Source organism: Psychrobacter sp. TB55-MNA-CIBAN-0194, assembly GCF_040309505.1.
In the GTDB taxonomy this organism is placed as follows: domain Bacteria; phylum Pseudomonadota; class Gammaproteobacteria; order Pseudomonadales; family Moraxellaceae; genus Psychrobacter; species Psychrobacter fozii.
On record NZ_JBEOOW010000008.1, the window covers coordinates 129146 to 154605 of the forward strand.

Below are 25460 nucleotides of genomic sequence, written 5' to 3' on the forward strand. Positions count from 1 at the left end.
AAGCAGGCAATGAAGAGACGCTTTCAATCTAAAAAGGCGCGCTTAGACACGCCAGTAGATTATGAAGTGCTTATCATCGGCGCAGGAATTGCTGGTATAGGTATGGCTTGCCGATTGCAGCAGCAAAAACACAAAGGGCTGTTTGGTCATAAAAGCCCAAATCAACGTAAACGTCAATCATCAAAACAGCAGCAGAAAAGCTCACAGCGGTTTGCGATATTAGAAAAACGTGCAGATTTGGGTGGTACATGGGATTTATTTACGTATCCCGGCATTCGCTCTGACTCTGATGCATTGACGTTTGGCTACAGTTTTAGGCCGTGGTTGAACCACAGGATTTTGGCAAAAGGTGGGGACATTAAGCGTTATATTGCTGATACGGCGCAGGAGTTTGGTATTACTGAGCATATTCGCTATCAGCATGAGGTGCAGCAGCTTTCTTGGTCAACTAGCAGCCAACGATGGACGGCTATGGTAAAAAACCACGTTAGCGGTGAAGTGTTTACTCTGACAGCCAAGTTCGTCGTCGGTGCCACTGGTTATTACGATTATGAGCAAGGTTATAAGCCTCATTTTGATCAAGAAGAAGCATTTGAAGGCCGGATAGTCCATCCGCAGCATTGGCATAATGTCGATTACCAAGACAAAAAGGTCGTCATTATCGGGAGTGGTGCGACGGCGATGACGTTGCTGCCAGCGTTAGTAGATGAAGAAGCTGAGCAATGCGCACAACATGTCACTATGCTACAGCGTTCACCAACTTATGTGGCGAGCGTGCCAGGCGATGATTATGCGCTTGATTGGCTCTCAGGCAAGTTTTCACCTTTATCAAAAGAGCAGGCTTATACGGTATTGCGTACCCGCAATGTACTCATACAACAAGGTACTTACCGAGCGGCTATAGTAGCCCCCAAATTTATGAAAGCGCTACTAAAGCGCGGCGTCAAAACAGAACTAAAAGGCAGCGATGTCGATGTGACGCATTTTGTACCCGATTATAATCCTTGGGACCAACGGATATGCGCAGTACCAGACAGTGATTTATTCAAAGCATTACAGGGTAAACGTGCAGCAGTAGTGACTGACCAAATAAACCATTTCACGAAGACAGGTATCATGCTCAACTCTGGCAAACATCTCGATGCAGATATCATCGTGACAGCGACAGGTCTAAAGATACAAATGCTGGGTGGTGCAAAAGTATATATCGATGGACAGGCAGTAGATATCGGTACACGCATGACTTATAAAGCGGTCATGGTTGAAAATGTGCCCAATATGGCAGTGCTGTTCGGCTACACCAACGCCTCATGGACATTAAAGATTGATTTGGCCTGTCAGTATGTGATGCGACTACTTGGCTATATGGATAAGCATGGTTATCAAGCAGTATTACCAACAGCGCAAAGTGAGCATGGCACCGCCCATAGCCAATCAGAGACTGTGATGGGCGCGCTATCCTCAGGATATGTCAATCGCGCTCAACACGAGCTACCCAAGCAAGGAGACATATATCCTTGGCGGGTTACAAATAACTATCTCAGCGACCGAATAGTGCTCAAATACCGTAAGATAAAAGATGATTGGCTACGATTCAGTCGTTAGATTTGATGAGTGGTTGTCTTTTAATGCGTATTGATAAAATCCGCGACTTGTTTGCTTAGCATCTGCCACAGCGTCTCTTGTGCGCTCTTACTGCCCCAAGCGTTATGCGGGCTAAAGATGACACGTGGATGGTTCTTTAAGCTCAATAGCGGATCGTTGTTAGCAATAGGTTCTTGTTCAAACACATCACTGGCATAACCAATGATTTGCTCGTTATTAATCGCATTGGTCAACGCTTGGCTATCGACGATACCACCACGAGCGACATTGACGATGAGCGGCTGTTTGGCCATTTTTGCTAAAGTATCTGCATTAATAAGGTGCTGAGTTTGTGCATTTAACGGGCAGTGTAAGCTTAGAACATCGGACTGAGCAAGTACGTCCTCAAACGCTGTATAGTCGTCATTGCGCGGCGCACGTCCTTGTTGCTCCGCCCATAATACATTCATACCAAAGGCACGCGCGATTTCGGTGACGCGTTTACCGATGGTGCCAACCCCAATAATACCTAGCGTCTTATCTTCCAAATCTATCAGCGGGATATCAAGCAGGCAAAAATCACCTTTCGCTTGCCACGTACCATCAGAGACTTTTTGATGGTAATGGATGCCTGCGCGCATTGCGTTTAGCATGAGCATGAACGTATGCTCGGGCACGCTTTTGACCGCATAACCAGCAACATTAAAAAGCGCAACATCGTGCTCATTGCAAGCATCTTGATCGACATTGTTCATGCCAGTGGCAGTCAGTTGAATGAGTTTAAGCTTGGGCAGCTTGCTTATTACTTCAGCGTTAATCTGCACCTTATTGGTAATGATAATATCGGCATTTTTACAGCGCTCTAAAATAACAGCCGTATCTTTTGGGGTGTCGTTATAAGTAACGTAGTCGCTGATGCCTGTTGGGGCAGGTAAGTCGATGCCCTCAGAAAAAGTACCTTTGTCTAAAAAAACCGCTTGCATGGTTATTCCTTATCGAATGGTTATTTTAAAGTTTGTTTTAATGATTATCGAGGTAATGTAGCATGTTGCCTTGGTCAATCAAAAGCGGTTGATTAAAAACATTGTAGTATTAAAGCGACGATCAGAAGCAGTAATCAAAAATAATGCGTGGAAAGTTGAAGCTGACCTACTGAGCGACTATGAGTCAAAAACTGCGAGGTCTCAGTTATCAATGAGCTGTCTGGTGCTTAACGTTTTTAATATGAGAGATAAAATGATAAAAAACCCTTACGCCACAATTGATGTAAGGGTTTTTTATAAGGGTTTGCCGTGTTTATTGGTTATAAATAATAGGCTATAGCGAAAAACGCTTGCGCAATTTTCCAATAAAACTACGTACCCGATTGCTTAAATCAATACGAATATCATTTTCAGGATCGTGCTCTACTTCGTGACGTTTGACCAAATCAGGGCTGGCTTTGAGATTGCTATGATGGCGGAACGCGCGGTTGACGCTAATCTCTAGCAGGCTGGCACGCATCGGTTTTGGTAAGCAGCGATATACCTGACCTTTGTTAATAAGATCAATCAATAAACTGGCATCTTGAAATTGTGTTTGTACTAACACCACTAGGTGCGGTGCATCTTGCTTTAAGGTGAAGATAATAGGAGCGATATTCTCACCGGCAACATTAATATCTGTGATACAAACACCGATATCATAGTTCGCAAGATAATCGTAGGCAGTTTCTAAACTGGTAGCATGTAGTACTTTGTAGCTGTTTGAAAACTGCTTACGAATTTGCTCAATCAGCTCGTCGTTCTCATCTATGACCAATAGTGTTTGCTTATTATCTGAGCTGTCGATTTGATCTGCATTTTCATCAGGGTTGTACGTCAAAGCAATTTCGGTGGCGCGGCCAACAACTGATTGAAGCTCTTCAGATTTACACGGTTTGGTCAGATAACGATAAATTTCGCCGTCGTTAATAGAGCCAATAATAGCGTTTAGATCGGCATACCCAGTAAGCAAAATACGCATGGTCGATGGTGAAACTTCTTTGACTTCTCGTAATATGTCAACACCAACACGCTCAGGCATACGCTGGTCGCTGACGGCCACATGCACGTGGTTATTTTTGATGTAATCAATATATTCGTTGGGGTCAGTGGTGATAAAAACATCATGACTTTTGCGAAAGAGCAGTTTCATTGAGCGCAAAATGCGTTTTTCATCATCGATAAACGCAATTTTTGGTTTAGGTTCAGTACTTAGAACAGACGGCTGTATATTGTCTTCAATCTCATTCATGTTCGTATCCTTACGATGAATAGTAGGGGCTAAATTATAGGTATTGTTCCTTTTATCAGTGCAGCTCGGTTATGCGCTGCACTGACAATATAATTAACGCTTCGCTTATGCTTACATATTTTGTTCTGTTAAATTATTATCGATGGGTAAGGTTAGGGTAAACACCGTGCCAACGCCTTCGGTTGAGGTGGCTTGAATCGCACCATTATGTTGTTCCATAATTTGTTGACTGATAGCCATGCCGAGGCCAGTACCTTCACCTGCTGCTTTTGTGGTAAAGAACGGCTCAAAGATTTGATCCAATACGGACTGGCTCATGCCTTTACCGTTATCGCTGACCTCAATATAAACGTTGATATCATCAGCGTAGGTACGCACTTCGATTTTGTCATCAGGATTGCCGTCCATTGCTTGCGAGGCATTGTTTAATAGGTTGACCAGCACCTGATTGATTTGTGATGGTGAGCATTTGATTTCAGGCGTTGGGCCAAAGTTGGTGACAATGTCTTGATGTCTAATAGAATTACCAGCGATTTTTAGCGAAGATTCTATACATTCGCGAACATCGATCGTTTTGACTTTTGACTCATCAAGACGTGCAAAATTACGCAAATTGAGTACCATCTCAGTAATTTGTTCTACTCCAAATAAGGAGTCTTTAATCAGCTCTTTGAGCTCATCTGATAGGTCATCTTCTTCGATTTCATCAGAGGCACGAACGATATCTGCCAATAATTTCTCGATTTCAGTGGTAGGCACTGCTTCATTAGTATTAAGTGACTTCAACCCTTGCACCAAAGTAATCAAATCTTCATATTGTGCTGTCAATTGCCCGATGATTTCGAGGTTGTTCTGCACATAGGATAAAGGTGTGTTTACTTCATGAGCAACGCCTGCGACCATCTGACCGAGCGTGGCCATTTTTTCAGAACGTATCAATTGCAATTGTGAGTTCTTTAGCTCTTTTAGGGTGTCTTGCAACTCAGCAGTGCGTTCTTCGACTTTTACCTCTAGCTGTTGATTGATATTGGCAAGCTTACCTTCATTGGACTGAATACGATGAAGTAGCTCGTTAATAGAGTGGTTAACTAGACCAATCTCATTACGTCCACCCGCAAATTTGACCTCGCTGAGCTTGTTGTATTGCTTGTCATCAATCAGTTTTTCAGCGAGCGAGATTTTGTCTGTGGTCTCTTTCAATGGTTTAAATGCCAAGAATGTCAGCATGAAATAGATCAGCACAACGGTGATAAGTAACGCTAACATGATTGATCTGATCAGGTTTTTGCTTAAGTTATCTGCAATGGCATTGACAGCAGAGTCGGGCTGTACCACGATGAGTTTCCAGTAGGTTTCAGGAATCTGGAAAACATACGCCTGACTACCATTATAATAGTTGTCATTGGTCAACTCGAAATTCTGTAATAGGCGACTGTCCATCGTACTTTGATGGTTTTCACTGGCATTCACATAAGCTGCATAATTGATAAGTTCAGAGCTACTAACAGCAGTTGATTCCGTTTTATTAAGTGTTGCAATGATTTGCTGGGCTTCTGGAGAGATTTTCGCCGCAACTTGTTTGATGATATCGCTATGCTGAGTATCTAAAAAATCTAAGATAGGTTGCCAAGCAGGGTCCGAATCAATCACTTGCTTAATATCAAGCGGTGTACCAGTGTCTTCATCGATATAGTTTAGGCTTTCGGGGTTGGATGAGGCGATGACCTTATTGCTATTATCAAGCAATAGAATATAGCCTGAACCTGAGCTTTCACTCAGGTTGACGATGTTTTCTTGTAATTGATTGAGTGTAAAGTTGACTGTGCTCACACCCCAAAACTGATTGTCACGATCGATGGCCACGCCGCAGCTCATGGCAAGCTCGCCTTTGGTCTGAGTTGGGCTCACATCAGCCCAAATACAACCGTCAGGATTGAGGGCTCTTACCTTATTAAACCAGTCTTGTTTATAGTAAGGATTAGCAGGATTTGGATCGGTTAGTATGGCTCGGTAATCACCATCTTGGCGTACCATCAAAAATGGATGAGTAGCTGCACCCTCACCAAGCGCACCAATATCAGGCCAAATGCCACCACTGCCTAGCAAGCTATAGTCTCGCTTATCAAAAGCATTGGCAGTACTGGCTTGCAAAATATTTTCTTGTAGTGGTAGTGTCTGGGCACTTTGCTGTAGCTGCAACGCACTACGCATCACGCGATTGACATCTGAGGAGATACTATTGACTGCCGTATTACCTCGTTGAGCCACTAGTTTTCCGGACTCAAGTCGGATTTTTTCATAACCTTCTTTTTCGACAATATAGACGACAACGGCAAGAACAACGGCAAAAGCAAGAAACAAAATAACGGTCACTTGGGTACTGACTTGGTTGAGCAAGCCAACTTTTTTGGAGGCACTCATAAATGTATTCATCCTTGAATTATATAAAGTACGAAAAATACCAACAGCAGTATTTTTGGGTAGAAAAAGAGCCGTGATTATTAAAGCGTGTCCTCAATCTGAATATCAAATGTCGAATGGGCTAAAAGAAAAGGTCAAGCGAATAGCTTTAAGGCTTAACTGTTATGTTTATCTAAAAGTTAAGTGTCTATAAAAGCAGTGATATTCGTACAGTTTTGAACAAAACTAGTTTTAGATATTAGGCCACTAGATATTTTTGTTAATAATAAATATGAATAATCAACGTAACAAAAAAGACATCTATTTTCATAAAGTAACAGTATAGAAACAATTTTATGATGTAAATGTTTTTTATATACTTGCGAGTCGTTATCTTATTGTTTTATATGACCAACTTATGCTTAGCATTGACATAATCTTGCATGAATCTGCTCTTGAAAAGTCAACTTAACGCACTCATCTACCCGCTAACGTTATATAATGGTCGGCTAAACTGCTGGCTTGATTAATGTTGTGGCACTTTGTTTATGTCTTTTTGACATTTTACGGTGTGAACAACCTTATTTAGCGGTTATTAGCCGCCATTGCTGTTTTCTAAGCTATCTATCTAATTTCTTACTACCTGAGTACAAAAGACATCGCCCTATGACTATCTCTATCGCTTCATTGCACAGTACTGAATTCGCCGTTGGTCAACGTTATTTATCTGATACGGAGTCTGAGCTTGGCTTGGGTGTGGTCATCGATGTTGACGACCGATGTGTGCATATCTTATTCCCGCAAAGCGAAGAGACGCGCGTCTATGCCAAAAACTCTGCGCCACTATCGCGCGTGGTGTTCAAAGCTGGTGACAGCATTTATGACCAAGACGGCAAATGCTATACGGTCAATGCTGTCGATGAAGTGATGGGTGTGCTCAAATATAGTGTCGATGAACACGAGCGCGGCATCATGGAAACTCGTCTCGCTGCCAACATCACGCTTGCCAAGCCGCTTGAGCGCCTGCTGGCTGGTCGTATCGAACGTGGTGATTGGTATGAGCTGCGTCAAGATATCTTGCGTATGCAATCAGCGCTGGCTGGTCATCCACTCAAAGGCCTGATGGGTGCGCGTGTCGATATCATTGAGCATCAACTCTATATCGCTCATGAAGTTGGTAAACGTATTGCACCGCGTGTCTTACTCGCTGACGAAGTTGGCCTAGGTAAAACCATCGAAGCTGGCTTGATTATTCATCAGCAGCTATTGACTGGCAAGGCTGAGCGCGTGCTCATTCTTGTTCCAGATAGTCTGCAATACCAATGGATGATTGAGCTACGCCGTCGTTTTAATCTAAACTTTGCTTTGTTTGACTTGGTACGTACGGCAGCGATTAAAGAGCACGATCCTGAACAAAATGTCTTTGCGACCGAGCAATGTATCATCGCTGGTATGGATCTATTGCTTGACCATCCTGACTTGTATGACCAAGCGATGGATGCAGGGTTTGATTTATTGGTCGTCGATGAGGCGCATCACCTGCATTGGGATGAGGCACAAGGCGGCAACGATAAATATGACTTGATTGCTGACTTTGCAGAAGAGACGGCAGGCGTCATGCTATTGACAGCAACACCTGAGCAGCTTGGTGCACAAAGTCACTTTGCGCGTTTGCGTTTGCTTGATCCAGATCGTTTTGATGATTTAGATGAGTTTATCGATGGTCAAGCCGCTTTTGCTGAGACGGCATCGGTCGCTGGTGTACTGATAGAAGATAAGCCATTGAGTGACGGGCAAATCGCTGCTTTGAGTAGCTTGCTTACGCTCGGTGCTGATGAGTTGGCAGGGATCAATGACGACGAAAAACTGCGCACTTATGCACTTAACGAGCTGCTAGATCGTCATGGTACTGGTCGTATCCTGTTCCGTAATACCCGTGAGAGTGTCAAAGGGTTTTATGGTCGTAGTAGCCAGCCTTATCCGCTGCCACTACCTGATGCATGGGTAAACAGCTATCAAACCACGGGTAAATTGCGTGAGCAGCTATGGGGCGAAGAAAATCAACCTGATGGTGGCTGGCTAGAAGATGATCCACGTGTGTCTTGGTTGGTTGATATTTTGCGCGGCGAGCTGAAACATCAAAAAGTACTGTTGATTGCCCGTAGTGGCGCGACGGTTGAAAGTTTAGAAGCGGTATTACGTCTGCATGCAGGCATTAAGACAGCTATCTTTACCGAGCAGATGACATTGCTTGAGCGTGACCAAGCAGCCGCATTCTTTGCAGACAGTGAAGGCGCACAGATACTACTATGCTCAGAGATTGGTTCAGAAGGCCGTAATTTCCAATTTGCGAGTCAGTTGATATTGTGGGATTTGCCTGCGAATCCAGATACGTTAGAGCAGCGTATTGGTCGTCTAGATCGTATCGGTCAGACACAACAAATCATGCTACATGTGCCTTATGTACAGGGCACGGCGCAAGAGCGTCTGTATCAGTGGTATAACGATGCGCTCAATATGTTCAATCAGATTTCACCGACAGCGCAGAGCGTGCAAGAGCAGTACATTCAAGATCTAAAGCCAATGCTTGAAGGTGCAGATACGGCCGAAAACAAGGTTACTCTACAAGGTGTTATCGCAGAAGCGCTACAGACACGATTGGGACTAGAAGCACAGCTACAAGCTGGTCGCGATCGTCTGCTAGAGTATAACTCGTGCCGTCCACGTGTCGCTGGGCGTATCGCTGACGCCATGCGTGACTTTGATAGTCACAACCTATTGCCACAATTCATTGAGCGTTTCTTTGCTTCGGCCAATATCGATCATAATATTCAGCGTGATGGCTCATGGGTTATCGCACCGATTGATAGCACTGAAATTAGTGACTATATCGATGGTTTGCCACTTGGTGACGAAGACGGCATGACGTTGACGTTTGAGCGTGATCAAGCGCTACAGCGTGAAGATATCGAATTCATTACTCATGAGCATCCATTGATGCGTGCTATCTATGAGCTGGCGAGTACCAGTACCTTTGGTAATACGACAGTTGCAATGCTCAAAAGTGCTGCCGTACCACAAGGCATGGTACTGCTAGAAGTGAATTTCCGTGTAGAAGCGATAGCGCCAAAGCTGTTGAATTTACCAGCGACATTGACCACGCAAAATATCCGTGTCTTTATCAGTGAGCAGGGCAGTGATTTGTCAGCACGTATCAGCGCTGAGATGATTATGCCGCACATTGAGCGTTTGGATAAAAACCGTGCACGCCAAGTGATTAAAGTACGTGGTGATGTGATTGAGCAGCGTTATTATGAAGCTGAGGACATTGCCCGTCAGCAGCTGGCTGAGATTGGTGAGCAAGCAAGCGCGCGCTTTAGCCAACAGTGGTCACGTGAAATCAAACGTCTACAACATCTCCAAACCATCAACCCTAACGTGCGCCCTGCAGAGATTGAGCGTTTAGAGCAACTAAAAGCGCAAGGCGAGCAAGCACTAAGCAACTTGTCATTAGTACCTGACTCTATCCGTGTGCTAGTAGCTGTGAAGCCATAAGTTTAAAATAAACATAAAGAACGAGGCGTTATAACGCGCCTCGTTTTACTGTTTAAGTTGAATAAACGAATGGATACTCGCGAGTGGCCTGTCAGTCGCTAGCCAAAGCCACTGATATTGGGTAAGATGTTTATCGCTTTCTATTTATAATAAATACTAGTGCTGCTATGGCCGTATTTTCGTTCTAAAATTTCTCTTGTTTACATTCAGCAAGTGATTTCATATTATTTTAACTTCAAGTACAAATACAAAGGACCTGTCGATATAGCCTATTGATATCGTGAGGTGCTGTGCGTTTTTGATGAAAATAAGGAAACATATTGTCATGCCCGATTATTTGCAACTGATTGATGAGTTACTGGCTACTGTGGCACTTATCGAAGTTACCCCCGATGTCTTCGAGGGTAAGAGCCATGACTATGTGGGCAGTCGTATTTTTGGTGGGCAAGTATTGGCACAAGCCATCATGGCGGCAGCGCATACGCTCGAACAAGACAAACCTTGTCACTCATTGCATGGGTATTTTTTGCGCGGCGGCGATATCAACCAACCAGTGATTTATCAGGTGCGTCGATTGCGCGATGGCCGTAGTCTGTCTGCACGTGAAGTGACCGCAATTCAGTACAAAGAAGTGCGTGGTAAGCCACCGGTTGAGCAAGTCATATTTTCGATGATTGCCTCGTTTTCACCAATGGAGGAGGGGCTTGAATATCAAGAAGACATGCCGGTCTATCCGCCACCAGAAGATCTGCTGACTGAGCAAGATTTAAAAGAAGAAAATGTGGGCAAAGTACCAGAAGCACTAAAATCAAGGTTTATGCGTCGCCGTCATGTGGAGATTAAACCGGTCAAACCACGTAACCCGATCAGCCCAGAACCCATGAAGCCCAAGCAGGCAAACTGGCTACGTATCCGCGAGTTGGGCAATCAACCGGTGGCGATTCAGCAAGCATTATTGGCGTTCTCGTCTGACTTTTACTTGGTTGGCACGGGACTCATGTCGCATGGCGTCAGCTTTATGACCAGTGGTCTACAAGCGGCCAGTATTGATCACTCAATGCATTTTCATCGCGATTTTGATTTGAACGAATGGATGCTGTACGACATGTGGAGTGACACGACATCCAATGCGAAAGGGCTAAACCACGGACAGTTTTGGCAAGATGGTAAGCTGGTTGCCACGGTGCAGCAAGAAGGCCTGATGCGTTTGCGTGTGCCAAAGTCTTAGGTTTCTAGGGCTTATCTTTATTCCCACGTATGTCAAGGTTGCTTAGTAGGCGCAAAAAAATAATAAATACTTGTTGAGATTATAATAGTGAAAAATATCTTTCTTATTAGAGACTTAGCGTATCGGACTTTTGGAAAAAATGCTTTTGAGCATGGTTTATTTTCTTTGCATGAACAGTCACTGCGTTTCGAGCTATCTGTAGAGGGCTCATTTGTGGAGTTGTTTAATCAAGCTCTTTCAAAAGGCATTGAGATTCTTGACAATGTATTTGGTAAAAAAAATGACTTGTATGCATGTGTCAGTTTTTATGGTGGAAAAGGGTTATTAGCCAACTTATCAATCTTCAAGCAATTGAAGAGCCTTGATATTGAGCTTAATAAATCATCATGTGAAATTTGGCAAGAGCAATATTCTCAAGAAGAAAACGATGACTTAGAGGAAAATTATTTTAGAACATTTATTATCTTTCCTATCGGACGAACGGAGATGTTGAGCTTATTATGGTCTGCTGTTTCTTCTGACTTTAATATCAGTCCAAAAGTGAGTGCTCATATTTATTTTTTTAGTTCTAAATTGCAGATTCTAGCCCACCCATATGATGACAGAGGAATGGATATCATCGGATCGAATCATGATTTAAAACAAATATTATTTGATAGTTTTAATAGTTATTTGCTTGACTATGACCGTGAAATTATGAATAAAAACTTCATGAAGTTTTAAACCAAATTTTCCTTTGGTAATTCTATAAAAAACTATCCATATAACTTTTTAAATTGTTCTAAAGAATTCAGAAGATAGGTAATCCATAGAAACTACTGAAGTAGCTCAATAATTTTTTCCATAGCACGAGGTAGTCCTAAACTGTCTTGCGCCGTTTGTTCAGTAAGCCATTTAAAGTCAATCTCGGCCGCTGCTAATTTCTCATTAAGCTCTAGTATTTGCGCGGCATCAACAGTGAGTTTTTGCGGGGTTAAATACCAATGAAAATGGGTCAGTGAGTGCTTAATAGGCGCGTCATCAAGCAATGACTTACTGACTGATTGTGCGGCTAGCTTATTCTTCGTCAACCATTCATTGATAATTTGCTCAGCCGTGGTAAATTCTGTCTCGTATACTTTTTCATGACTACGGACGTCACTTGGTATATTAGTTGGCTTATCATCGCTCGCTGGTTTTTTAGCATCAGTCTTACCAGTGGCTTTACTACTTGTCTTACCGTCAATTTTTTCTATAAACTGTAAGGGTAAGCTCCACAGTCCACCCCAAATACCATTATCAGGACGTTGTAGCCATAAAATGTCGTCATCAGTATTTTTAATTAATAGCGCATTACTAAACTTACTAGGCTTGGGCTGCTTTTTTGCTTTGACGGGATAATCTGTCTCGCGCCCTTGCGCATGTGCTAGGCAGTCTTCCTTGAGTGGACATAATAGGCAGGCAGGCTTGCTACGGGTGCATAATGTCGCGCCCATATCCATCATCGCTTGCGCAAATAGTCCTGAGTTCTCTGTAGGTGTCAGGCGCTCTGCCAATGCCCACAGCTCTTTAGTCGTAGCAGACTTGGTGATATCACCATCAATCGCTGCCCAACGCGTGATTACTCGTTTGACGTTGCCATCACAGATGACGCCATAATGATGCAATCCCATCGCCATAATGGCACCAGCGGTCGACGGCCCAACACCAGAGATAGCTTCCCATCCTGCTAGTGTCTGTGGAAACTCGCCCGTTTCTTCGATGACTTCAACCAACTGCTTGGCACCTTTATGCAAATTACGCGCGCGCGCATAGTAGCCAAGCCCTGCCCAATGCTCTGCTACGGTATCCCACTCTGCTGTGGCCAAATCCTGCACGGTCGGAAATGATTCCATAAATCGCGCAAAGTAGGGCAGAACAGTGGTTACTTGTGTTTGCTGGAGCATGACTTCTGATAACCATACGATATAAGGGTTGGGCGTATCAGTCTGGTGCTGTTGCCAAGGCAGATCATGGCGACCATTTTCGGCAAACCAATCGAGTAGGCGTGGGGCGAAGGAGTTTAGGGAAGAGGTGGAGTGGCTAAAGTTGGTATCAGAAGGTGTAGAGTTGGCAGTTAGCTGGGTCATAGGCTCTTATATTTGGTTTTTTAAAGGTATCCAATTATAGCTGATATACGTATTTGCTACGACCCAACTTTGACGTGATATTATTGAACAATATAATAAAAATAACTACTTAACAATATCAAAAAGTAAGAGGTTATTGATTGTATGGTCTATATATTCATAAATGTAAGAATTATTATCTTTAAATTTCATTAAATAATTTGTTTCTGCACCAAACTTATAAATAGCTAGGAATTCACCTAGTCTCTGAGTAGCACGTTGGCGATCAAAGTAGTTTGTAGGTAAGAATAAACACTCTTGACCAAAGTATTTATTAAAAATAATAGAAATTATATCCTTTAACTCCAAGTCCTCTACGGAGTATTCATACTCTGAGACAGTGGACTGAGATGCATTAGTAAAGCGTAAAAAATTAACGTCATCGATTTCTTTATTATTTATCTCCTGAAATATTCCTTCATCCATCATATAAACAAATGATAGGAAGACCATCAAAATCTGCTCAACAATCGGTGACTTACTTTGCTCTTCATTTTCAAAAATGGTTAGCGTTTCTATACAACGAACAGTCTGTTCAATTTTACGAAGTGATAACTTTCCCACATCAAGAAAGGTTGGAATCTCGTAGATAAATTCGTTGTCTTTAAATTCTTGTCGGATGACTTTGCTGGCTTGTACTACCGTTCTAAAGTAAGTGACATTATTTTCGACTGATCTACCCTCAGTATCTTTGGCAGCAGTTGGTAAATTGATCTGATACTTAAAGAATTTATATAGATAGTCGTGGGAGTTGGTTTCGCTGCCATAACTGTGTTTGATAGTAGCTTTTAACTGCTCAGCATTTGTAATCAAAATGATCTGTACATTTTCAACGTCAAAAACGTGTTTAATAGTCTCTAACATCATTACTGCAAAATCTGGACGGCAGCGGTCTAACTCGTCAATCAGTAAAATAACAGGATTGTCTGTTGCAACATTATTCAATGCATTTTTTAGGGTGTTTAGGCTTCTGTCAGCCTCAGCTTGGTCTTCAATAAGAGATTCTAAAGAAAGGTCTATTAACTCTTTTGAACCTTCTTCTATGGTTTCCATACCCTTAGAAAACTCTGTAGGTATATCTGCAGCATAGCGCCCAAAAGCAAAGCCTAATCCTGCCTTCAAACCAACACCACCGACTAAGCGTAAATAAGGAACAGCATTTTTTATCAGTCTTTTTCGCTGATAACTTTTTTTAGGGTAAAAACTTACAATCTCTGAAATTAAAGTCAGTAACGGCTCGTTAGTGTGGTCAGCTTGAAAGGCGTTCACGTAGCCAACTTTATAATTATTGGGATTAACGTCTTCAATGAGGTTTTTGAGTTTGAAGCAAAACTCTGTTTTACCTGTACCCCATTTACCGTCGATGATAAGTGGTGAGACATCAATATCTGAATCTAATAACTTAATGATTTTTTCAGCGATAGGCTTACGTGTGAACTCATCTCTACTAGAAAAAGTTAACTCTTTCATTACGCTGTAATCTGTCATTAAGCACTCTCTATATTTATAATTTTGATATACGATACTGATGTTATACAGATAATACAGACATAAAAAAAGCCCATAAGGGCTTTTTTATAGGTAGTAGCTTTTTGAATGAGCTTTTAAACCAAACCTACTTCCGATTCTTCCGCGTCTTCAAACGACGTAAACGCTTTTCTTCTTCTTTGGCCTTCTTTTTCTCTTCAGCTGCAATGCGTTGTTTAGCGACCACAATTTCTTCAGCTTCCGTCATGGCTGGAGTCTCAAGCGTAATACGTCCAAGTTTCGCACTACGTAGCTCGTTAACTAGAATCTCAGACATGCGGTACGTATCGACTTGATTGCCCGAACGTACACAGCCGCGATTGCGTCCAGCGACTTCAAAAAACTGCCAATCGGTCTTTGGTAGTTCTTCAATTTTATAACGGGTTTTTAGCAGCTCAGGATAAGCATGCATTAGGTACTCAGCGGTGTAACTGGCCACATCAGCGAAGTCAAAAGCCGTATCACGAATACCACCAGTCGCTGCCAGACGATAGCCAGAGTTCTCGTTCTCAACTTTTGGCCACAGCATGCCAGGCGTGTCATAGAGCATGATGTCATCGTCTAGCTTGATTAGCTGCTGCGATTTGGTCACGGCGGGTTCATCACCGGTTCTGGCCACAGCGCGCCCTGCTAAGGTATTAATCAACGTTGATTTACCAACGTTTGGAATGCCCATAATCATGGCTTTGATTTGACGACCCGTACCGACTTTATTCGGAACGAGTTGTTTGCAGATGGCGATGATGCGTTTTACGTCGTTGGCCTTTTCAGTATCACAAGCAATGGCTCTTACACCGCTCTGCTGCTCAAGATAATCCATCCATATTTGGGTCAACTCTGGATCAGCAAGATCAGCTTTGTTCAGGATTTTGATGACAGGTTTTTCGCCGCGTAGTGCCGCGACCATTGGGTTTTCACTACTATAAGGGATACGCGCATCGATGACCTCGATGACCAAATCCATCTGTGGCATGATTTCTTTGATTTCGTTACGGGCTTTGTTCATATGCCCAGGGAACCACTGAATACTTGCTCTCTTATCCATCTGCTTTCATAACCTTTTATAAAAAATGCTAAAAGTAAAACAATCAACGTTTACTTTCTAATGGTGCTCAGTTTACTACAGAACCACATTGCTCACGCCACAATTTCACTTAACCATCATGTGAGATTGTGATCAGGTTATGGTTACGTCTTGTCCGTGATCTCATCTTGTGTGGGTGGTAGTGGTGCCAAATAACCAATGAGCAGAATCAAACTACCCGCGCCAAGGAAGGATATCACCCGCCAAATCGCTTCAGTCTGTGACAAATCGACTAAGACCAGTTTGAGGACGACGACACCCAATAGCCCAATACCCATAAACCACAGCGCACGCTGCCAGTAGCGGCTAGCGATGATAGTGGCGACCAAGGCAAGGAGCGTCCACAACATGGTCAGTCCAGTCTGCACTTGCTCGCTTTGCCAAGCACCTGCATACCATAATGGTGTGTCAATAAAGGCATGAAGCGTTCTGATGAGGATGCTAGATATCAGCCAAAAGCCAACAAGTCCTAAAATAATCAGCAAATTATGAGCGGTAAATACTTTCTGAATATTCTTTTGGATGACTGCGTTTTCTTGGTTTGACTGCTCGTTATGATATTGCTTATTCAGATAATAAATGCTAAAACCAACGAGTAGCGCTAGCCCTGAGGTAACATCATATAGGTTCAACAATGGAAAATAGGACATGCCCCAAATCACACCATCATAAGACCAATTGGTAATAATGACCCAACTTAATGTAATGGGCGCAATGATGGCGGTGCAGCTCAATAATGCCTGTTGCCAATCAAACCAGTACAGTAATCCATGCGTTGAGGTCTCACTGATTGATGGGGCTGTCTGATAATAGTTGCCATAACGATAACCACACCACAGTCCTGCTAGTATTAAAATGGTTGGAGTTAAAATAGCCATCACGCCAGCAGAGGCGGGCAGACCATAATGTGCCGCCGCCGCGATGACTAAAATACCAGCGCCGAGCCAACTCGCACCATCATAGCGCGATAGACTGGCATCGTCGTGCCAGACCTTTAACCACAGTTGTCCAATAGTGAGCCAACCAATGAGTAAACTGGCAAATACCAGCCATTCTGCTGATGACCATGATAGATTCAGCTCAAACTTCTGTGGTAGTTGCAGTACGAGCATCAGATAAAATAGGAGTAGCAATCCATGACTCAGCTGTTTGGCTTCTACCCATGGCTGATAGCGGTTGATACTCCAATAGATAGCAAGACTGACCAGTGCAGCCAATGCAATCGTCATCGTATCGGGCTGCCAAACCTCAAACCAATGATTTAAATCAAGTACTAAGACTTGTAGCATCCATACCACAGCCGTCAAGGTCAGACACCATATCAATCTAGGACTGCGCCAAACGAGGCCAAACACTTTGCTTTGGCTATTGACTGAAGTCAGCCACTGCTGCGCGGCTTGGTCACTGATACCCAATGCACTGGCGTATGTCGTGATTGAGTCTGATGTGGTGTTTTTTTCTTTAGCATGTGCTAAATGACTGTCTGAGTTTGCACTTAATTCGACATCCAAGCGGTCGTTTAACATGGCTGGCGAGTTGCTAGCGCGCAAGATGAATACGGTGGCTAGATAAGCAATCGCTGAAATACTTAAGGCTAAAATTGGATAGTCATTGCTAGAGAATACGATGGTCGCCATCAACATGACGACACTGACGAGCTGCAATAGCACACCGAATAATACCGACCATGCGCGCAGTGAGCGTCGTCCAAACCATGCCAAGGCTAATCCTTGTACCGACCAGCCAAAGGCAATCCATTCTGCATCGAGTGCCAACGGAATTACTAAGGCCAAAAATCCAAACCCTAACGCCAACATACCTTCAGTAATTAAGGCATATCGCTGACTACGTTGGATAAATAGCCAGCCTAAACCAAGGTAAACCGTGCCTAAAACCGCACTGACGATAGTCAAAGCATGAGGAATATCTTCTAATAAAGCAGAAAATAAGCCGAAAGCCAGTAGCGGTACTGAAAACAATAAGCCGGTATCAATGGGGAATAAATACGTGCTACTGCCCACATGGACTTCGTTTAAATACTCTATGTCATCTGCGCTATCGGTATGGCTGAGATCTTCTTCATTGAGCGTGTTATAGGCAATGATTTGTTGTGCATAGCGAATCACGACAAAGAGATACAACATTAAATGTAAAGCAACCAGTAATACCAATGACCAGCGCTGTGTCTCAATGATGGCGGTTAAGTTCTCACTGATGCCCCAGTAGTAGGCCAAGCCAAAGGTTACCGTCACACCGAATAAATTCAATATTTTCCACGGGCGATAATGAGCGATGACGGCAATCGTGACGTTCAATAATAGATAATAGCTGAACAAGGCGACCAAGCTGCCAGTATCATCACTGGTCAAAATAGGCGCAAAGAAACCACCAGATAATGACAGTAAGGCTAAAGGAAAAGCGTTCTGACGGACGGCGAGCGCAATGGTGATAGCGGACAATAACCCAAGTCCGATAAAGCTCGGTAAACTCGGAATGATTTCATAAACGCTGTATGCAAAAAAGGTGCTCAAATATGCAATGGCTAAACCTGCGCCTTGTAAAGTAATACCATAAGAAAAGCGTTTGGCGGTTAATTTCAGCCCCAATCCCGCCAATCCTAACCCTACGCCACCGATTGCCATCAGCTTGAAGGCAATCGGAATCTCAATATAATCACTCAGTAAGCGCAGTAATAGTACGACGCCCACCAGTAGTACCAATACACCGACCCGCACCACTAAATTGCCACCAAAAAACCAGTTTTTAACAGAGTGGAATAGCGAGGTGACGATAGGTAGCGAGCGCTCATCCGGTTGAATAGATGTGATGGGCGTTTTGTTTTTGATTAAATTTGGGTTTTCTACAAGTTTATTATTAGAAGTGTTGGATACAGGGGTTACTGTCAGGTCTGAGGTAGAAGAAACCGTTGGCGGTAATGATGGCCACGTAGATGTCGAGGTATCGGTTGCTGATTCTTTTGTATTAACGGATGTATTTTCAGTAATATGCTCTGAAATAGTATCGTCGTTAGTATAAAAGTTCTTGTTAGCTAAGTGACGGTTACTATCTTTTTGCTGCTCAAGCTCGGCTTGTAGCTTGGTGACATCACGGTGCAGTTGTCCAATATGCCGATTTATCCTGACATATAGGGCGACCACCACAATTAATAGTGCGGCAAAAGCCATCCAGCCTAATTGGGCTATTAATAGATAGAACATCCTCATTACTCAATACAGCTTATAATGCAGTGATAATGACGCTATTTTCCTAGAAGTACAATACTGTCCTTGCGACTTATAGTCAGAGAACGACTAAACTGCTACTGCGTTACCCTCCTTAAATTTACTACTTGTACAATTTGCAGTCGGCTGTCTTGTATCTGTTTTAGACTTTTTTGACCATATTTGAAAAGTAACTTATGAAAAGCTATTCAAAAAGAAGGGCCGCTTAAATATTAAGCGGCCCTTCTTTTTCTTTTATTTGCTATTTAAGCTTTACGATATACAGAGAGCATTTAGGCTTCTCTGCTGTTGCAACTTATGCCAAGTTAGCTTTCATAAACTCAAGCATGTTTTCCCAGCTCTGCTTTGCAGCGGCTTCATTGTAGCCAAGATCCACTTCATTTTTGGCAGCACGTTCGTCAGCGTGCGGGTTGGTAAACCCATGCTTGGCGTTGTCATAGACATCGATAGTGTAATCAACATCGGCTGCGTCTAGCTCTGATTTTAGACCTTCGATGGTATCCATTGAGACCATCGAATCATCACGGCCGTGGGCGACCAACACTTTTGCTGTGAAGTTTTTGTCTGCTGGCTGTTTCGCTGATGGATTACCATGGAACGTGGCAACTGCTTTTAATGGCATGCCTTCACGTGCCATATCGAGGACAATTTTTCCGCCGAAGCAATAGCCAATGGCTGCTAAGTTGTCACCATCAACGGCCAATTGATCATTGAAGTCATTGAGAATCAAGCGGCAGCGTGCCATGAGCATGTCTTGATCAGCCAATACTTGCTCCATCCACATATTGGCTTGCGCTGCATCGGTGGTCAATTTACCTTCGCCATAGACATCCATTGCTACTGCTGCATAACCTGCTTCTGCCAAGCGTTCAACCACTGATTTTGGATGCTCGACCACGCCCCACCATTCTGGAGCCACTAAAATACCTGGCACTGAGTTATCGTCTGATGCGTTTTCTGGCAATGCCACATAGCTAATAAGTTCGATGCCATTTTCGGTAGTGCTGATTAATTCAAATGTTTTAATTGACATATTATTGTCCTTTTTTATGTTGTGAGTTTTATTTATTTGTCATTGTAATAGTTCGTTTTTCTAACTTGTACTACCTTAACGCCCATAATCAGCAAAAACAGCTATAATAGTGTAACGCTCTTTATCAAAATGCTACTGCGACGCTATGACTATAAATTTGTTGAACAAATCCGCTGATAACTTACCTGATATTACTGTTTCGCAGGTGCAATCAGAACCAAAACCAATCGTGAGCTTGTTTTCTGACAGCGAATCAAATGAAGCATCTGAGACATTGCGCCCACAGTTTTGGGAACGCTTTAAGCTAGATGAATTGAACCATAGCGAATGGGAAGCGTTATGTGATGGCTGTGGTAGTTGCTGTTTAATTAAGTACATCGATGAAGATGAGAATGGTGATGTCGATGAAGAGCTAGTCGAATATACCGATGTCACTTGTCAGCTGATGGACTGTACGACGGGATACTGTGGTCACTATGCGACACGTCAAGAGCATGTCCCTGACTGTATTCAATTGACCATGGACAACTTACCGCAGATGATGTGGCTACCCTCGCACTGCGCTTACAAGCGATTGTATAAAGGGCAAAACTTGCCAAGCTGGCATTTATTACTGACCCAAGATGCGGTGGTCACGCAACAGCAAATGCGCGCTGTCAATGTCGGTGTGGCGGGGCGCTGTGTCTCTGAAACAGGCATGTCTGATGAAGAAATGGAAGATCGGGTGGTTAATTGGGTGAAGCCTTAGCCAACCTTCACCAACCCTGTATAAATGCCAAATTATTTTTAGTCAGAAGCCTGAGCCGTAGACTTAGCTTTGGCTTCAGCGCTATCTTGTGAGTCAGCCAGTGGCGGGATAGGAATGTCCTGACGAATCTGCTCAGAGAACTCGCGACCATTTAGACCAGACGCTAGATTCACTTGATTATCAAATCCTTTTACCTTTGGGTTGATATAAGCATGCTCATACCAAGTGTCCATTGACCATGGCTGATCGCTCTTTTCTGGATTGGCATCTAGCATACCCACATTATATAAATAATTTGGTAGCCAGCCAGAAACCCAAATTCGATAATCCCACGACAGACGATCGTCACTGACGATGCGCGCCATATAAAAAATAATATTGGTACAGTTGCTCGTCAACGTATTGTACCAAGCGGGCTTTGCATTTAGCTCATCGGCAGCGGTCAAGTAAGACTCAAACAGTGATTTGACCTCGTGTTGCTGCAAGCTGCTAACAGGAAATAGATAAACTTGCTCGCCGCGTGCATTGCTACGTGTATAGATAATATCGCGTTCTTCTGCGGCAATCAGACTCAGCTCATAGCGTCTAAAAAACCCAGCAAGCGCGGAGAACGACTCACCATTCTCTTTACGAATCTCAAATGAGAAGGCAAGTGGTCTATCATCTTCAAAGCGAAAGCTGACTAGGGTATGGGCAATCAATGGCCCCATCCAATAAGAGTTGATGACATCGACACCAGAGAGTTTGGACATATCGACTGTGCGAGTGTCCCAATGCTCGGTTGCATCCTCGGCAGTATGCCAATCAAAGTTACGAATATTGGTCAGAGTAATCAAATCAGGATTGCTCGCATCGCGTTCATAAGAGACACGCTGGCTGACCTCGCTCATCCAGTCATGCTCTTGCTGCGGTTCAATAGAAAAAAACCAGCCAATGCCAACCAACCACATTGCAGCATATAAAGCGGTCAGTCGTTTAGTAATGATTTTGCTGCTAGTTTTTGCTTTAGTCGTTAAGGGCTGTTTATCTAATGGCTGAGTACTTTTTGGCCAATAGCGGCTTTTGAGCAATACGGTCAGCATACCAACAATCATTATCCCTGCTAGCCAAGTGATGGCCGAGCGCTCGCCAAACTGATACCAAATAGCAAGCAGCAACCAAATGGCTGATAGTAATAAAGTGATGATGATTAGACACTGTACAATATAGTGTCGCCAAGTAGGCTTTGATGTAGTGTCATTCACAGAGTTGCTTTTCACAGAGCTGCTTTCTACGTTATGCATATTTACGTTACAGTTATCTACGTTATGATCATCTAGGCTGCTATGATTTACGCCACCACGAGCCATGTCGTTATCTGAACGATGATGATTTGAGCGCGGTGAAAGCAGGCGAGAAAAAACAGAACGTAGCGACATAGCGTTTTACTTAGTGGATTGAGGCTTTGACCATAGCAAAATTCATAACACACTGACAATACAATTTGAGTGAATTTGTCGTTGAATGTCGGTGAGTCATAAGATAAAGTGAAGCTAATTTGTCGTGGTTTGTTTATGATTTAATACTGAATTAATGATACGCGACCTATTTTGTTTACAGTTTTTATCCCCATCTACGTTTTACCTGTTGTTTGTTCTTACTTTGATTTTTATTAACTAAATTTTTATTAACTAAAGAGGTTAAATCACACCACCATGTCTGACGACACTCCCAGCCCGAGTAGTTGGTCGATGCGCGGCTTAAAACGCTGGCTATCGACCGCCCCTGAAACCCGTGATGAATTGATTCGTTTGGTACAAGACTCGCGTCAATTCTTAGAGCCTGATACTGTCGATATGTTAGAAGGCGTGCTCGATCTGCCTGCGACCCAAGTGCGTGAAATCATGACCCCGCGCCCGCAAGTGATTGGTCTACATGAGAGCACCAGTCTCGCTGAAGTGATGGATATCATTCTTGAGACCACACACTCGCGCTATCCTGTATTTGACAGTCAAGATGATGATGCCGTCATTGGTATCCTCTTGGCAAAAGATCTGATACCTATTCTCGTCCATATGGTGCGTGACCAAGAAGAGAAAATAGACAGTAAACGTCTCAGAGATTTGGTGCGTCAGCCACTATATATTAGTGAGACGGCTCGTTCTGATACCTTGTTACGCTCACTACAGCGTACGCAAGTGCATATGGCCATCGTCGTCGATGAGTTTGGTAACTTTGGCGGCGTGGTCACTATGGAAGATTTGCTCGAGGAAATCGTTGGTGATATCGTCGATGAGCATGATGACTTTGATGAGGACAGTGATATTAATAATATTATCGCTGATCCTGACAAGCCAAACACGTGGCGTGTGCAGGCTTCTACGGTGATAGAAGACTGTAATGATGAGCTTGGCTGTCACTTTGATGATACCGATGTCGATACAATGGGCGGTCTGGTCATGCAAGCACTTGGCTTCGTGGGTGATCTAGAAGGCGAGAGCGTCATAATAGATGATTGGAAAATCACCATTACTGATGTCGAAGGACGTTTTATCCAAAACTTAGAGTTGACCAAAACAGATGTTAATCAGCAAGTTTTGATAGGCAGTCATTGATCTGGTGCTAGGGCGTGTCCTCAATTCAATCGATAGTTATCTAAATGGGTTAAAAATGGCTAAATCTTGCCAAATGGCGTCAAATAGCTGACTAATATCTCGATATTATCTGCGCTATTTTCCTTGTTTGACTGCGATTTATCTCATTTTTATCACCATTTTTAAAATGAGGACACGCCCTAGTCATCTAAAAGCTTATCGAGAAATATAAGAAAAACACGATTGCGGTCGTGTTTTTTTTTGGTCTGCTATTAGCGTTTGCTACGCAATGTTACCTATTAATAGATTGAGACTGGTATCATGGGCAGGTTTAATTTTTAGATACGGTATAGAATATTATACGGTCAGTTTCAGCTTGGTTTTTACCTGGATTACTGACGCTTAAAATTTTGAAAAATATGGTTTTGGATACCTGCTATGCGTCTGTCTACTGTTGATTTGCAAAAACGCCTGAACCCCGAGAAGCCAAAGGGCTTACCTCTAGCATTGACTGTGCTAATTGCCTTGCTGGCAGGTGCGGTGTTTATCTTTGCACTCGCGCCCTATGGTGTGTGGCCTGTAGCATTGGTGTCGCCTGCTATTTTATATGCATTATTGATGCCTGATATGAGCGGTAAACGTGCTTTTCTTATCGGTCAAGCCTATGGCACAGGGCTTTTTTGTGTAGGCGCGTTTTGGCTTTATACTTCTATTCATACGTATGGTGCCATTCCAGTATGGCTTGCGCTACTGATGATTGCCATCATGGGGCTAGGCATGGGCTTGTTCCATGGATTTTTGGCACTGGTTTTCAATCGAGTGGTTGGCCGTCAGCCGTTATCCTTTGCCGCGCTGTGGATACTACAAGAGTGGATGAAGACATGGTTGCTCACTGGATTTCCGTGGTTGTTTGTTGGCTATGCCTTTACAGAGCAAGCTTGGCTATCATCGCTCGCGCCAGTCGCCGGGGTATTTGCTATCTCGTTCGTTGCCGTATTACTGGCAGCCAGCGTGGTCGAGCTGTTGCGTCGCCGTGGCGGTTATATGATTCCTTCGATCGCTTTGTTAGTAATTAGCAGCGCGTTATGGCTGATAAATCCGCAATGGACCAAGCCAAAAGGTACGCCCGATCTTTCTGTATCGTTGATTCAAGGCAATATCCCTCAAGACCTAAAATGGTTGAATGAATATCAACTCGAAACCCTTAACATCTATGCAACGCTAACGAGCACAGAATGGGGAAGTGATCTTGTGTTATGGCCTGAATCGTCCATTCCTATGTCTCAGCTAGCCGCAGCTGACTTTATCAATGAAATGGCAAAGCTGGCCAATGAGACTGATACGACATGGGTGACGGGCATACCTTATGTGGATGAAGCCGCCTACGATGCCAGTACTGATAAGTATGCACCGTTTTATAATAGTGTGATTGCATTGGGCGCAGAGGGAGAAGGGTTGTATAAAAAGCAGCGTCTGGTACCGTTTGGTGAGTACATTCCGTTTCAGGGATTGCTAGATGTTTTACCTAACTTGGCTGGTAGCCAAGATATCATGAGCTATAGCCGTGGCAGTGACGAGCAGTCACCACTGCGCGTACGTGGTCATAACTTAGGTACGGCAATATGTTATGAAGTGGCCTATCCCGATACTACCCGTAGAAATGCGGTCGGTACGGACTTTTTATTGACGATCTCAAACGATGCATGGTTTGGTAAGTCGGCAGGTCCATTGCAACATTTACAGATGGTACAGATGCGTGCGTTAGAGAATGGTCGTTGGTTTATGCGTGCGACCAACACGGGCGTCACGGCTATTATCGATCACAAAGGCCATATCATTGAGCGTGCGCCGCAGTTTGAGCGTACCGTATTACGAGGCAATGTCCAAGCGCGAGTTGGCAGTACACCTTATATGCGCTTCGGTAATTATCCTATTTTGTTCATTATGACGCTGCTATTGCTATTAAGCTATTTTGGCAAGCGTGGGGTCGCTCAACTTCGTTTGGGTGCGTCACGCAAATAAGAGATGGTGCTCGACTATAAAAGAGACTGGCAAAATTTGTCGA

General features: G+C 43.5%; 16 protein-coding genes. 7 read left to right on the forward strand and 9 right to left on the reverse strand.

Annotation, left to right across the window (positions count from 1 at the left end; all coding sequences use genetic code 11):
- Positions 1-9: 9 nt before the first annotated feature.
- Entirely contained in the window at positions 10-1605 is a 1596-nt protein-coding gene (locus AAEY75_RS10860; protein WP_502944403.1) for a flavin-containing monooxygenase, read from the forward strand.
- A 20-nt stretch (positions 1606-1625) separates the two neighbouring features.
- On the opposite strand, the gene AAEY75_RS10865 is transcribed toward AAEY75_RS10860, so the two are convergent.
- The 3 genes from AAEY75_RS10865 to AAEY75_RS10875 all read right to left on the reverse strand — a co-directional run bounded on the left by AAEY75_RS10865 (position 1626) and on the right by AAEY75_RS10875 (position 6279).
- Positions 1626-2567 (reverse strand): D-2-hydroxyacid dehydrogenase, encoded by a 942-nt coding sequence (locus AAEY75_RS10865; protein WP_352259572.1) that lies wholly within the window; start codon positions 2565-2567, stop codon positions 1626-1628.
- 334 nt (positions 2568-2901) lie between these two features.
- Complete coding sequence (locus AAEY75_RS10870) at positions 2902-3858, reverse strand: response regulator (protein ID WP_352259573.1); 957 nt, start codon at positions 3856-3858, stop codon at positions 2902-2904.
- 111 nt (positions 3859-3969) lie between these two features.
- Positions 3970-6279: an ATP-binding protein gene (locus tag AAEY75_RS10875; protein ID WP_352259574.1), complete on the reverse strand. Its 2310-nt coding sequence runs from the start codon at positions 6277-6279 to the stop codon at positions 3970-3972.
- Between the two features lie 645 nt (positions 6280-6924).
- Here AAEY75_RS10875 and rapA point away from each other — a divergent pair.
- The 3 genes from rapA to AAEY75_RS10890 all read left to right on the forward strand — a co-directional run bounded on the left by rapA (position 6925) and on the right by AAEY75_RS10890 (position 11764).
- Positions 6925-9813, forward strand: coding sequence for an RNA polymerase-associated protein RapA (gene rapA / locus AAEY75_RS10880; protein WP_352259575.1), 2889 nt, complete (start codon positions 6925-6927; stop codon positions 9811-9813).
- A 325-nt stretch (positions 9814-10138) separates the two neighbouring features.
- Positions 10139-11041, forward strand: a complete 903-nt coding sequence (locus AAEY75_RS10885; protein WP_110923563.1) for an acyl-CoA thioesterase — start codon at positions 10139-10141, stop codon at positions 11039-11041.
- An 87-nt stretch (positions 11042-11128) separates the two neighbouring features.
- Positions 11129-11764 carry a DUF3885 domain-containing protein gene (locus tag AAEY75_RS10890; protein ID WP_352259576.1) on the forward strand — a complete coding sequence of 212 codons (636 nt, stop codon included), beginning with the start codon at positions 11129-11131 and terminating at the stop codon, positions 11762-11764.
- Between the two features lie 92 nt (positions 11765-11856).
- On the opposite strand, the gene mutY is transcribed toward AAEY75_RS10890, so the two are convergent.
- From mutY to AAEY75_RS10915, 5 genes are all read right to left on the reverse strand, one after another.
- Positions 11857-13149 carry an A/G-specific adenine glycosylase gene (gene mutY / locus AAEY75_RS10895; RefSeq protein ID WP_352259577.1) on the reverse strand — a complete coding sequence of 431 codons (1293 nt, stop codon included), beginning with the start codon at positions 13147-13149 and terminating at the stop codon, positions 11857-11859.
- Positions 13150-13254: 105 nt separating this feature from the next.
- Positions 13255-14676 (reverse strand): KAP family P-loop NTPase fold protein, encoded by a 1422-nt coding sequence (locus AAEY75_RS10900; RefSeq protein WP_352259578.1) that lies wholly within the window; start codon positions 14674-14676, stop codon positions 13255-13257.
- Positions 14677-14803: 127 nt separating this feature from the next.
- Positions 14804-15760: a ribosome biogenesis GTPase YlqF gene (gene ylqF / locus AAEY75_RS10905; protein WP_352259579.1), complete on the reverse strand. Its 957-nt coding sequence runs from the start codon at positions 15758-15760 to the stop codon at positions 14804-14806.
- A 143-nt stretch (positions 15761-15903) separates the two neighbouring features.
- Positions 15904-19017: a DUF2339 domain-containing protein gene (locus AAEY75_RS10910; RefSeq protein ID WP_352259580.1), complete on the reverse strand. Its 3114-nt coding sequence runs from the start codon at positions 19015-19017 to the stop codon at positions 15904-15906.
- 319 nt (positions 19018-19336) lie between these two features.
- Positions 19337-20074 (reverse strand): dienelactone hydrolase family protein, encoded by a 738-nt coding sequence (locus AAEY75_RS10915; protein ID WP_352259581.1) that lies wholly within the window; start codon positions 20072-20074, stop codon positions 19337-19339.
- A 145-nt stretch (positions 20075-20219) separates the two neighbouring features.
- On the opposite strand from AAEY75_RS10915, the gene AAEY75_RS10920 reads away from it, so the two are divergent.
- On the forward strand, positions 20220-20822 hold the full coding sequence (locus AAEY75_RS10920; RefSeq protein ID WP_197218101.1) for a YcgN family cysteine cluster protein: 603 nt from the start codon (positions 20220-20222) through the stop codon (positions 20820-20822).
- 38 nt (positions 20823-20860) lie between these two features.
- Here the strand turns inward: AAEY75_RS10920 and AAEY75_RS10925 are convergent, their stop codons facing one another.
- Positions 20861-22240, reverse strand: a complete 1380-nt coding sequence (locus tag AAEY75_RS10925) for an Lnb N-terminal periplasmic domain-containing protein (protein ID WP_197218102.1) — start codon at positions 22238-22240, stop codon at positions 20861-20863.
- A gap of 276 nt (positions 22241-22516) precedes the next feature.
- On the opposite strand from AAEY75_RS10925, the gene AAEY75_RS10930 reads away from it, so the two are divergent.
- Together AAEY75_RS10930 and lnt are read left to right on the forward strand one after the other, a co-directional pair.
- The gene (locus AAEY75_RS10930; RefSeq protein WP_110923555.1) at positions 22517-23416 is read left to right on the forward strand and encodes a CBS domain-containing protein; all 900 of its coding nucleotides are present in this window, start codon (positions 22517-22519) and stop codon (positions 23414-23416) included.
- Between the two features lie 417 nt (positions 23417-23833).
- Positions 23834-25417, forward strand: a complete 1584-nt coding sequence (lnt, locus tag AAEY75_RS10935) for an apolipoprotein N-acyltransferase (protein ID WP_197218103.1) — start codon at positions 23834-23836, stop codon at positions 25415-25417.
- Positions 25418-25460: the final 43 nt, after the last annotated feature.